This window comes from Emticicia fluvialis, from assembly GCF_024793945.1.
GTDB lineage: Bacteria > Bacteroidota > Bacteroidia > Cytophagales > Spirosomataceae > Emticicia > Emticicia fluvialis.
In genome coordinates this window covers 251,755-263,660 of sequence record NZ_JANUSD010000008.1, presented here as the reverse complement: position 1 = coordinate 263,660, position 11,906 = coordinate 251,755, and the positions used below count along the sequence as shown (strand labels likewise).

At 41.8% G+C, this 11,906-nt stretch carries 10 protein-coding genes; 2 read left to right on the top strand and 8 right to left on the bottom strand.

Translation table 11 applies throughout. From position 1 onward, the window contains the following. Positions 1-174 precede the first annotated feature (174 nt). The gene (locus tag NZ848_RS11660) at positions 175-1,368 is read left to right on the top strand and encodes a hypothetical protein (protein WP_259015620.1); all 1,194 of its coding nucleotides are present in this window, start codon (positions 175-177) and stop codon (positions 1,366-1,368) included. A gap of 145 nt (positions 1,369-1,513) precedes the next feature. After that, entirely contained in the window at positions 1,514-2,806 is a 1,293-nt protein-coding gene (gene glyA, locus NZ848_RS11655) for a serine hydroxymethyltransferase (RefSeq protein WP_253532795.1), read from the top strand. A 103-nt stretch (positions 2,807-2,909) separates the two neighbouring features. Here the strand turns inward: glyA and NZ848_RS11650 are convergent, their stop codons facing one another. The 8 genes from NZ848_RS11650 to NZ848_RS11615 form a co-directional block, all read right to left on the bottom strand. Beyond that, a complete protein-coding gene (locus tag NZ848_RS11650) occupies positions 2,910-3,260 on the bottom strand; it encodes a hypothetical protein (protein ID WP_259015619.1) in 351 nt (116 codons plus the stop codon). A gap of 360 nt (positions 3,261-3,620) precedes the next feature. Beyond that, on the bottom strand, positions 3,621-4,496 hold the full coding sequence (gene porN, locus NZ848_RS11645) for a type IX secretion system ring subunit PorN/GldN (RefSeq protein ID WP_101726798.1): 876 nt from the start codon (positions 4,494-4,496) through the stop codon (positions 3,621-3,623). Between the two features lie 23 nt (positions 4,497-4,519). Next, complete coding sequence (porM, locus tag NZ848_RS11640) at positions 4,520-6,076, bottom strand: type IX secretion system motor protein PorM/GldM (protein WP_390890879.1); 1,557 nt, start codon at positions 6,074-6,076, stop codon at positions 4,520-4,522. Between the two features lie 141 nt (positions 6,077-6,217). Continuing rightward, positions 6,218-7,033, bottom strand: coding sequence for a type IX secretion system motor protein PorL/GldL (gene porL, locus NZ848_RS11635; protein WP_259015618.1), 816 nt, complete (start codon positions 7,031-7,033; stop codon positions 6,218-6,220). Between the two features lie 199 nt (positions 7,034-7,232). Continuing rightward, positions 7,233-8,321: a T9SS ring complex lipoprotein PorK/GldK gene (gene porK / locus NZ848_RS11630; RefSeq protein ID WP_101726801.1), complete on the bottom strand. Its 1,089-nt coding sequence runs from the start codon at positions 8,319-8,321 to the stop codon at positions 7,233-7,235. Positions 8,322-8,762: 441 nt separating this feature from the next. Beyond that, on the bottom strand, positions 8,763-9,713 hold the full coding sequence (locus tag NZ848_RS11625; RefSeq protein ID WP_253532787.1) for a PorP/SprF family type IX secretion system membrane protein: 951 nt from the start codon (positions 9,711-9,713) through the stop codon (positions 8,763-8,765). A 113-nt stretch (positions 9,714-9,826) separates the two neighbouring features. Then, positions 9,827-10,612 carry a uroporphyrinogen-III synthase gene (locus NZ848_RS11620; RefSeq protein ID WP_173830544.1) on the bottom strand — a complete coding sequence of 262 codons (786 nt, stop codon included), beginning with the start codon at positions 10,610-10,612 and terminating at the stop codon, positions 9,827-9,829. Between the two features lie 82 nt (positions 10,613-10,694). After that, the gene (locus NZ848_RS11615) at positions 10,695-11,849 is read right to left on the bottom strand and encodes a DUF4271 domain-containing protein (RefSeq protein ID WP_259015617.1); all 1,155 of its coding nucleotides are present in this window, start codon (positions 11,847-11,849) and stop codon (positions 10,695-10,697) included. Positions 11,850-11,906 lie beyond the last annotated feature (57 nt).

Genomic DNA, 11,906 nt, shown 5'->3' with positions numbered 1-11,906 from the left:
ATGTATCTTCATCTTCTCTTTGTGTTGCACCTCTAAGATAACACTTTTTAGAGGAACAAAGAAAAATCCCCGCGTCTTTTTTGACCGGGGATTCCTATTTTTTAGACCTTTTTAGACAGCCTCTTTAATTTTATAGGCATTTAAAACTCATTTACTGCCTGCCCTTCTTCTACCATGAAAAAGCTACTCTTACTATTTTGCCTATGCGGCCCCTTTTGCTTTGCACAGGCAGACTTTACCCGGGTGTATTATCCTATCATTAACGAGGCCGAACTGGCCATTGTAGACACCAGCTATTATGAAGCCCTGCAATTTTATAATGAAGCCTTTGCCAATGTACAGAGACCCTTCGCCAAAGATTACTACAACGCTGCCATTTGCGCCACTATGGTAGGCAAAATGCCGCTGGTATTTGAGTATCTTGAGAAAATAGTTGAGAAAGGCTATAAAGTAGCTAATTTCAGAAAAGACGCCTTCTTCAAAAACGTGGCAGACACTTGCAAAAAATGGCCCGACTTTGAGAAACAGGTACTTCTGATTGAACCCGCAATTAATAGACAAGTGCGCGACTCACTGCAAAAAATTAAACAGCAGCAGTTTATTTACCATGTTGCCCCTATTACCGCCGACCTCCGTAACTATTATAAACCCTACCTTAAAAATTTTAAATGGGTACCTGTTGACAGCCTGATACATTTACCTGATATGCCTAAAAATCTTGTTGCCCAGCAAGACAGTCTGCGGCTCATTAATGCCAAAATAGCCACTGCCAACACCTACAACAGAATACAAACAACCCTTAGCATAATTGATTTAAACGGGTATCCTGACGAGAATATGATAGGCCTTAACTCTCCCCTTCCGGAAGGCAGCCCCTATGCGTTTAATGTTACGGCTTCTTATCTTTTTCAAAATACTTTGTTAGATGAAATCTTTCAGGAAAAAGCCAATCGCATAGACATATTATCGGTTGTTAAACAAGCCATCAGAGACGGTAAGGCAGACCCTCACATACTCAAGTCGTTAATTGATTACTCAACCGACGAACCCTACACCATGGGAAAGGTACTGGTTTTGCAATTGCGCCTGGAGAATAACATTGACTGCCCGAATGAAAACTGGGAGCAAAAGAAAGAGCAGTTTTTCTGGAAAAAAGAGCGCCCTGGCACCATGACGGAGATGGAAATCAATGAAAAACGACTTGCCATAGGGCTGGAAAAACTGGAAGACGCCTATAAAAAGGCATTTTTTAAAGCCCGTAATACTCCTTTTCTAATTTTAGGAGGCACTTACTTAGCCGAGCTGGCATATATACCCAGTTGCGAGTTAATCGATAAAACCATAAGCGGCACTGTAATGCTTAAATGAAATAGTATTTTTCCAAGAAAGTACGGTTTTATTTACTGCCACGCAAAAGATTATTTGGTGCAAAATTCTTGTTCTTACAACATTCCATTAAATTTGTACTCATTTTATCAGTCGTACTTCTTTAATCGTACATCAAATAATCAATATGTCTGTCCAAACATCGCTCTATCGTGATACCGAAATCTTCGATTTAATCACGAAAGAAAACAATCGCCAGTTACATGGTATTGAACTGATAGCTTCTGAAAACTTTGTTTCGCCACAGGTAATGGAAGCTGCAGGTAGTGTGCTTACTAATAAATATGCAGAGGGGCTACCCGGTAAACGTTATTATGGAGGCTGTGAGGTGGTAGATCAGGTAGAACAAATAGCCATTGACCGCCTGAAGGCGCTCTTTAACCTTACCTGGGCAAACGTACAGCCACATTCTGGTGCGCAGGCTAATATGGCTGTTTTCTTGGCATGTTTACAACCGGGCGACAAAATCTTAGGCTTTAACTTGTCTCATGGCGGCCACCTATCGCATGGCTCGCCTGTTAATATATCTGGTAAATATTTCCAGCCGTTTTTCTATGGAGTTGAGCAGGAATCTGGCCTGATTGACTGGAACAAGGTTGAAGAAACCGCCCATAAAGAAAAACCAAAATTAATTATTTGTGGTGCGTCTGCCTACTCTCGTGACTGGGACTACGTGCGTCTGCGCCAGATTGCCGACTCAGTTGGCGCCATTCTATTGGCAGACATCTCTCACCCGGCAGGATTAATTGCCAAAGGCCTACTGAACGACCCATTCGACCATTGCCATATCGTAACCACCACTACACACAAAACGCTTCGTGGCACACGTGGTGGGGTAATAATGATGCGTAACGACTTCCCGAACCCTTTTGGTATAACTACACCTAAAGGCGATGTAAGAATGATGTCGTCATTGTTAGACTCGGGTGTATTCCCGGGCACTCAAGGCGGGCCCTTAGAGCACATCATTGCTGCTAAAGCTGTGGCATTTGGTGAGGCCCTTACCGAGAATTTCTATAACTACGCCGTGCAGGTTCAGAAAAATGCACGTGTAATGGCTGCCGAATTTGTAAACCGTGGCTATAAAGTTATTTCAGACGGAACAGATAACCACCTGATGCTGATTGACCTGCGCCCAAAAGGTTTAACTGGTAAAATAGCAGAAAACGCCCTTATACAAGCCGATATTACTGTAAACAAGAATATGGTGCCTTTTGACGATAAAACCGCCATGACAACCTCAGGAATGCGCGTAGGAACTGCCGCCATGACAACCCGCGGTTTGGTGGAGGCCGATATGGTAAGAATTGTAAATCTGATTGACGATGTGTTAATGAACCACGATAAAGCTGCTACCATTGCAGCCGTTAAAAAAGAAATCAATAGCTGGATGCTCGATTATCCGTTGTTTCAACTCTAAGGTTCATATACATACAGCATATATACAAGAAAAGCGCGGTTCAAAGAGCCGCGCTTTTTATCTAAACCTTAACTAAACCGTATGAAAATAAGAATCTTTATGATTAACCAATAAACTGGTATTCAAAATCTTGTTTAATTGCAAAGCACTCATAGCGCGCTTTTTCAAATGTATTTACCACCGCTACGCTTTTACGCTTGCAGATGGTTTCGGTAAACAAATGAATAACGTAATCTGCCACCATTTGTATAAACGATTGCTGATTGGTTTCTTCTTCTACACTGATTGCTGTTTCTTTTATCAATGATGATTTCAATGATTGTGCCTGTGCTGCCGTTTTTTCAACTGCATTAGTCAGGATACGTTGGTGTCCGTAGGCGCTGCGAGGGAAACTCAAAGCCATTGAGTTGAGGCTTATCAGAAGTGTTGCAAAAATTAATAATAGCTTTTTCATAATTTTATTTTCAGTGCACATTTACCGTTATTTCATTGACAATACAAAGATATATGTTTTGTTTGGTATTATGCAATACATAGTACTATTTTTTTCTTGAGTTGTGGATGAATGGCTAAATAGACTGATGAACGGCATTGTTGGTTTTTTGTCATTTACCCGCTTTTATTCACACATCAATAAGATGCGAATTGATGGAACAAAGTTGCAGCTAATAAAAGATTTTTTATGCTAAAAAAAGTTAAAGAGTGTTAAAAACAACCCTAAACCCGGGTATTCAGGTAGATGAACCGCTAAAGGGCAATAAAAAAGGGGAATAGCCTGATGCTACTCCCCTTTTGCCTTATTGATTGAATGAGCTTAATATTCCCAGAGGTTATGCTCCAGTTCCATTAATTCATTTTCAAGTTGTTCTGATTTCAGCAAACCCTCCCGAGCCGACTTATAGATGTCGTCCAGGTCTCTGTCTGCGGCATTTGATTTTTTGGTGATTCTTCCACGGAAGAAACGTAATTCAAAAGCATCAGCCAGGTTTTTATGCTGAGCCGTATTGGCTGCATTATACCAGATACATTTTGGATTTGATCTGAAATAACGGTCTAAGTCTTTAAACTTGAAATACGCCACGGCGCGGTCAAAACCCAGGGCTGTCTGTGCCGCAGGAATGACGATTCCTAAAGACTGGATATCATAATACTGTCTCGAGCGTTGTTTATCAAAAAGCCAGTCTTCCCGCAATTCAAGGGTTGTTAACTGATTCGGGAAATACTCAGTGGCACCGCTTGGCATAACTGTTTTATTTCCGAAGCCGTCATTCTTCGAGGTGCTGTCGCCTCCGCCACCCCAGCCGTCGTCGCTGGTAGGAGCATCAGTAAAACCAGCTTCTCTTTCTTCTTTAGACAACCCACTACTTTCTTCTTTAATCTGCAAACGTTCACTGAATTGCTCCAGTGTCAGTTTAGTAACTAATGAATCGTTGGCATAGGCATCAAGAACACCCGCTTTCACACCTTCAATCAGATGCTTGGTAATTTCATTACCCTTTGCAAAAAAAGGTTGATTCATCTTTTCGCGAAGGTCAATCTTTCTCCATAGCGTAACTTTATACATTACGTTAGCATCATTAACCGGGCGTAACGACAATGGATTACCCTGAGCATTTGTTTTTTCCTGAGCTACTGCAAACTGGCCGGTTATTAATGCAACACCCAGAGCCAGGCCTTGTAATTTTCTCATTAGCTTCAATTTATTTAAACCTTTTATTTCAAGTTAATTGTTGTAATTGACGAACTCCCAATCTCAACCGACTCAATTTCACCTTTAAAGTTTCTACGTTCTACCCTTTTTATTTCAATTACATAACGGTCTCCTGCTTGTGCTTGTTGCGCCAAACTTGAAATATTTGCCGGGCCGCCATTAGACACCACGCTACCCAGCGGTTTGCTACCACGTGCCAGAAAAACCTGATACTCTGCCACACGGAATGCGGCATCTTTAGGGTTAGTAGTTTTAAAGTTCTCGTCTGCTGCGGCCACTGCATTAATAACGCGCAATGAAGCCGCCGTTTCTCCACCTTTCTCGTTCAATTTTGCACCAGACTGATTTGTAAAATATACATCAGGTTTAGGTACACGACGTACTCTGAAAGGGAAGCTCTTCAGAACAGAACCACCGTTGCTTACATTCATGGTTACCTGTGCCGAATTAGGCACCACAGTTACCTTGCCACCACCACCTGGAATGAACTCAGCGCCAGAACCACCAAAAGTTGGTGAATAAAGCGCGCCAAGGCCAGGCGAAGAAGTCTGAATCTCGTTGGCACACTTAAAGTACAAAGGAGGCAATGAGGCAGACTCAATCTGTACTGATGGCTGTAATACGGTATATGATTCTTCTTTGTCAACGGTTTTCAGGCTACCGTCAGGCGCAGGGTAAGATACACTGGCTCTGAAAGAACGCGTCAACTTACCGTTTTTATCGTACTCACCACCTTGTGCTGTCAGTTCATAAATTCCTTTCCCATCTTTTACAGGGATAGAGCTACCATTGATACTGATACGCGGAGTAATAGATTTTGAATAGGCTCCGATGGCAATTTCGGCATGGTATTTCTGGCCTGCCACGACGGCGCGGGCATCAGGAATAACCACCGCAAAAATTTCGTCAAACTTAATCTCTTGTATACCTACTTGTTTAGCCAGGTACTCAAGGGTCTGCGCTTCCAGACGGCGTACCTCCGATTGTTTCTGGCTCAATACGGCCAATGCCGCAGGCACCGGAGTCTGAGCAAAATAGAGTTCAGAAAAATCTTTCTTTCTGGTGGTAACATCGGTTTTGGCAAGCGCGGGGTCTTCTGAGGCATCAATGGCCAGGTCAGACATTTTTACGCTTGGGTCGCCTAGTTTTTGCAGGGCAATTACGTATTCGTTCAGTTTTTTCTTCAATTCATAGCCTTTACCGTTTTTGTTGGCCCCTACCATCAGTATAGCAACCTTCTCTTCTTCTGAAGGGTTTTTAACACCACCAGTTTCGGCGTCAAATCCGCCTCCGGCATTGATAACCTCCTGCTTCAGGCTTCCTATGTAAGAATCTATTTCGGCTGTCAGTTTTCTGACATCATTAGCTCTACGTAAAACATCTGCATATTTTTCGCCACCAGGTTTTTCAATTTCCTTTTTGATTGCCCCTACCGACTTTTCGTTTGTTTCATTAGCCGATGAGTTTGCTCTTTCCAGACTATTATTCAATAACTGAAATTTTTGTAGAATAGCGTTACTTATTTGGAGTGCCAACATTGCGGTCAGAACAAGATACATCATATTGATCATCTTCTGCCGTGGTGACTCTTTTCCAGCTGCCATATATATTGAGTATTATACGGTTAGTAAAAATTTTAACTGTGCCTGCCGTTTATAAAGCCATAAGATTAACTTGCCGGCTTAACAAACGCCAAACGATTAGTTGCCTCTCATTGCCGACAACATGCTGCCGTATACATTGTTTAACGAGCTAAGGTTATTAGTCAATTTAGACAATTCTGACTTAAATTGCTGTGTTTCCTTAGATGCCTCTGCCATATCCTGCATGGCAACGCTCAGGTTGCTGTAGAATGCATTCATGGCTTTCAGGTGCTTGTTGGTATCTTGTAACTCCAATTCATAAACGGCATTCAGAGCGCCCATATTCTGGGTAATTTTACCAAACTGCGCTCTGTATTCCTGCGCATCTTTGGTGGCATCTGCCATGCTGTTCATGGCTACTACGGCTGTTCCGTAGGCGCTGTTCATAGCAGTTATTTGTGTTGAAGCCGCTTTTACATTTTTTGCATATTCGCTGGTGGCTACTGTTGCATCGCTGATGTCTGTCATTTTAGCTATCTGGCCTGTCAGATTCTGAATACCGCTTTTAAGGTTATCAAATACATCAGGCGTAATTTTGGCATTAGCCAGCATATCATCAAATCTGGCAGTAAGACCATTGCCCTGTGCAGGTGCTGCAGCGCTTCTTCTTACAGGCTCGCCCTGATAATCATCAGCCAGTTCAGGATAGGCTCTTTCCCACTGATAATCTACCGGAGGAAACAAAAAAGATTGAATTGCATATAAAACGAAAATAAATGCCTCGGTTGCTAATCCTATGGGGAGCATAAATGCCAGTGACTCATAATGCATAATTTTACCCATCGCACCCAGAATCACAACTGATGCACCCAATGCATAAATAGTAGGTACTAGTTTGTCCCAAAAGAAATTCGTATTATTCTTTGCTGCCATCTGTTTAAATAAATTAAGAGTTTACTTAAGTATAAATAAGGTTATTCGGTTACGAAATAAAGAATTTGTGCGACTATAAAAAATTAATCACCAATTATTCTGATAAAAAAATATTTATCTAAATAGCACAATTGCGAAACACGAAGATAGCATTCTGTAAGAATACACGTCCTTCATGTTTCGCAATTAATTATTCATATCAGTCTCTTCCTGGAACACCCCCCAGGCGGTTCATCACGCACCGGAAACCGATGTATGAACGACGCACATTGCGGTATTCAAAAGTGTTAGTACCAGTTTCCAGAAAATAAGCCACATCTTTCCATGAGCCACCTTTAATTACTTTTCTGGGTTCGTTTTCGTCGTTGTAGACAGGGTTCAAATCCCAGGTAATAGGCATGTAAGAATCAGCATAGGCGTCTTCACACCACTCGGCTACGTTTCCTGCCATGTTATACAAGCCGTAGTCGTTGGCATTAAAGGCATTGGCAGGGGCGGTGTATGGGTATCCGTCGGCACGGTAGTTACCACGATACGGCTTAAAGTTGGCCAAAAAACAACCCTTTCCGTTAGCAATATAAGGGTTACCCCACGGATACTTGGCGCCTTCTTTACCACCACGTGCGGCCCACTCCCACTCTGCTTCAGATGGCAGACGGAAACTGGGCGAGCGGTAAGACTTATGCTCTGCCAGATACGCATTATATAACTTTGATCGCCATTTACAGAAATAACGGGCGGCATCCCAACTTACACCCACAACAGGGTAGTTGTCAAAAGCCGGTAACCCGTAGTAATCTTCTGTCATCTGGTCGCCGTTATGATAGGTAAAGTCTTTGGTCCATACTAAAGTATCAGGATATAACTCAGACATAATAAACTCTTCGCCAATTACAGAAGCAGAATCTTCAATCATGCGATTGACAAACTGGCGGTACTCATGATTGGTGATTTCGGTTTCGTCCATATAGAACGACACAATGGTTACGCGTTTATTCATTGAAACCCTTGCTGACATCACGTCTTCATCGGCCTGACCCATCAACAATGACCCTGAGGGAATCAATACCATACCGTCGGGTGCAACCTGCTTATATCCTTTACGAGCGTTCGCATTAATTTGCCCATTACGGATGCCATCCATTCCGGAGTTACCGCCTTTTCCTTTCTTTCCTCCAAATAGTCCGCTGAGAGGATTCTTGCCCGAAGAACCACACGCCTGCATCATAACAATTGGGGCAACAATTAACAGACTTCTAAATAAGGTCTTAAGCGTTTGCTTGTTCATACGTGTAAAACAAGTTAATAATCTGATATTTTGGGGTATTTTAATCTACTCGTTGTAAAAACGAGGCCAATGAATTTATTATTGTATTAGTATGCAAAGTTATGAAAAAAATTGAATCAATAGGATAATCCACAAGTTTCGGGCCATTATCGCATTAAAAACTGTTTTTTTTGCGGTATCTGAGCTGTTTATCTGCACAGCGTAATGGGCCGGGTAAAGAAGCAATAAAATAAAAAATGAGGAAGATTCCGTTTGATAATTGAACGGCAGATTTACCGAAACTATTATTTGACGATTCAGAGCTGAGAAGTGAAATATACCCTAATGAATCACTAACGTTTCCTCCGGCCTTCTTTTTATGTTGCTTAATGATTCAAAACCTTGTCAATATTAATCAAAACAGTTCAATTTTATTATCCAAGTTTAGTTTCAGAGCTGGTTTTAATATCTATATCGTGGTGTTCTGATAATCGATTTTTTACCGGCTCTTGGTGGTGCCAGCGAATAGCTGAGCAGTATCTCATGCGTGGTAGCGCTTTTTGCCTTCGCCCCGTTCACTATCACATCAATGGCGTAGCCTATTCTCATGCTGCCGTTAAAAATATTGGCTCCTAAAAGCGCTGTTGCGGCATCGCCTATTCTATAGCTGCCACCTACCCAATAGGTGTTGTCATAAGTTGCTATGGCTCCGGCTGAAACCGTTGTAAGGCTCATGTTGCTAAGATTTGAACTAACAATAAACATGGGGCTGATATCAACCATGTAAGAAACCCCAAACAACATACTGCCCGTCAGGTATGCACTCCTTTGCAACGCGTTAGTGGCTGTTTTGGTTGCCAGACCAAACTTGGGTTCGTTGATATGGTTAACTGACAACCCCAGCGAATACCCCGGATTATATAAATAAGCACCGGCGCCGAAATCGAACTCTGACTGGCTCACAATACCGGTACCCAGCAAGGGGTCATTATTGTCTCTCGGGCGCAATTTACCGTAATCAATACCTCTGGTATACAGCCCCCCATTAACACCAATAGCCAGCTGGCTGCCGCCAATGGGTATATGATAAGCATAAGAAAGTTTCAGGTCTCGCTGGATACTCGCCCCTATCTTATCGTTTACGAATGTAAGACCTATACCGCTTTTGATTAATTTTAAAGGCACGTTGGCCGAAATAACCTGAGAAACAGGTGCGCCGCCTTCGTCATAAGTACTCTGGTAACCTGTATATTGTGTTCTGTAAAGGGCCTGAAAACGTGTAACATTCTCTGACCCCGCAGTGGCCGGGTTAAAGAATAACTGGTTAAAGTAATAATGACTGAATTGTGTGTCTTGTTGAGCAGAAGCTGTAAAATATGCCAAAGACAATATTAAAATGTAAATTTTTTTCATAGTTGGCCCGGGGCTATTTCTGTTTTACTAAAGCAATATAAGCAAAAATACTATGTGCAAGAGTATAACGTAAAAAATTAGGCTAAACTTGTAGTTTAGCCTAATTAATTGTGTCAGATATGATTCGCCTTTTTTATGTAAAGTTCCAGGGCGCCTGTCATAGAAGGTGCATTAGGAAGCGGCGCTTCAATATCAAGAATATAGCCTGCGTCTCTGATGGCCTTGGCCGTGGTTGGCCCGAATGCCGCCAGACGCGTATGGTTTTGCTGCCAGTTCGGGAAATTATGGTCTAAAGACGTAATACCTGATGGGCTGAAGAAACAGATAATATCATAGAAAACCTCTGTCAGATCTGATAAGTCAGCCGGAACAGTTTCATACATAATGGCCTCTGTGAGGTGCAGGTCATTACGGTTCATGATATTGGGGATATCATTGCTTCTGATGTTTGAACACGGAAACAGGAATTTCTCGTTTTTATGTTTCAGAATCAATGCTTCCAGGTCAGCAGCTGTTTTCTGCCCTACAAAAATCTTACGTTTTCTAATAACTATGTATTTCTGTAAATAATTGGCAGTTTGCTCTGAAATACAGAAATACTTCATGTCTATCGGTATTTCAATGCGTAGTTCTTTCGCTATCCGGAAGAAGTTATCAACGGCATTACGGCTGGTAAGTATGATAGCCGTATGCGCCAGGATATCCACTTTCTGACGGCGGAAGTCGCGGTGATCCAAGCCTTTTACCTCAATGAAAGGGCGGAAATCTACCTTAAGATTGTATTTTCTGGCTAATTCAAAATACGGAGACTTCTCGTCTGCCGGTCTTGCCTGGGTCACTAAAATGCTCTCAACTTTACGGAGGCGTTCTTGAAGAAGTTTATCTGTCATTACACTCATCCAATTGCGGGTTTCAAGTACAGAATTCTTATTTTAATTCAACAAAAAAGTCAATAAATCGCGTCTATAACACACCCGACCATTAAATAGCGAATCTGATTCCAAGCACAATAGGTAACAGTTCGACAATGCAAAGGTACGAAATTAAATAAAGACTTGGAATGGTTACACTTCTATTTATCGTAAAATACACAATAAAGAACCGTACCAGATAGAACAAAATAACGGGTGTATATAAGTACGCCGACCAGTTAAGGTCAATCGGAAAATACTCTAAAAACATCACCAGCAAAACCAGAACCAAAGCACTGTAGAAAATAATAGACGACTGAATAATTTTAAAATAGTGCAGGTCTACTACTTTTTCGAGATTAAATAACTGGCCAATCAGACTGATGAAAAAATACTTGAAAATAAGCGCAATAAACACAATCAGGCAGATACGGAAATAGTTTGACGCCAGCACACCAAAGGTTTCGCCTTCCTGCAGGAATGTCTTCGACCCAAAAACATTAATGCCCTTGCTTTGTAGTAGCATATAAAAAAAGCTGATAAGCATAGCCAGCATTGAAATAAACAAAATGTTCATGCGGTTCAACGGGCGGTTAATCAGAAAAGACTGATCTCTCACCAGGGTTTTGAACAAATCCTGCAGATTATAGTATCTGTCAAACGCTCTTACGTATGAGTTTGACAGGTAGGTAAATATAATCAGTATAAATACCGACACCAGCACAAAATAATTTTTGTATGGCGTTGGCGCGCGTGGTTGCGCCTTAATGCCCGACTCTGCCAGTATAATAGGTTTCTGATTCAATTGCCGCTTATAGCCCATATACAGTTTTTTATACGCTATATCCGGCGAGCCGTATAAAGTTATGAAAATCTGGGGCTGGCGATAAACCTTGTAGAGGCTGTCTACGTTCAGCACAATCCAGCTGTTTGCTGGTATTTTCTGCCTGAGTGAGCCATTGATAAACAAAAAGTTATCTTCTTTCTGCACCTGAATCAACAGGTTATAGCCACGGTTGCTTTCAATATCACAAAAAACAGTATGTGCCGGATAATTGACATGCTGCTCTGAAATATAAGGTACGTAAGCCTTCGCCCGGTCGCTATACACGCGCCAGTCGTCATGGTAATCATGCACCAGGTAATACTCTCCGTTTGGCCCGACAGTTCCAGCGAACAAATTATAGGAAAGCAAAAGGAAGAGTAAATAGAGGCCTTTTTTCAAACTATTATTATGAAATTTTTCGCAAAATTAACAAAAAAAGGTCAGATATCTACATCT

Coding starts and splice junctions, on each gene's coding strand:
- NZ848_RS11660 (WP_259015620.1), top strand. CDS start 175: ATGAAAAAGCTACTCTTACTATTTTGCCTATGCGGCCCCTTTTGCTTT.
- glyA (WP_253532795.1), top strand. CDS start 1,514: ATGTCTGTCCAAACATCGCTCTATCGTGATACCGAAATCTTCGATTTA.
- NZ848_RS11650 (WP_259015619.1), bottom strand. CDS start 3,260: ATGAAAAAGCTATTATTAATTTTTGCAACACTTCTGATAAGCCTCAAC.
- porN (WP_101726798.1), bottom strand. CDS start 4,496: ATGAGAAAATTACAAGGCCTGGCTCTGGGTGTTGCATTAATAACCGGC.
- porM (WP_390890879.1), bottom strand. CDS start 6,076: ATGTATCTTGTTCTGACCGCAATGTTGGCACTCCAAATAAGTAACGCT.
- porL (WP_259015618.1), bottom strand. CDS start 7,033: ATGGCAGCAAAGAATAATACGAATTTCTTTTGGGACAAACTAGTACCT.
- porK (WP_101726801.1), bottom strand. CDS start 8,321: ATGAACAAGCAAACGCTTAAGACCTTATTTAGAAGTCTGTTAATTGTT.
- NZ848_RS11625 (WP_253532787.1), bottom strand. CDS start 9,713: ATGAAAAAAATTTACATTTTAATATTGTCTTTGGCATATTTTACAGCT.
- NZ848_RS11620 (WP_173830544.1), bottom strand. CDS start 10,612: ATGAGTGTAATGACAGATAAACTTCTTCAAGAACGCCTCCGTAAAGTT.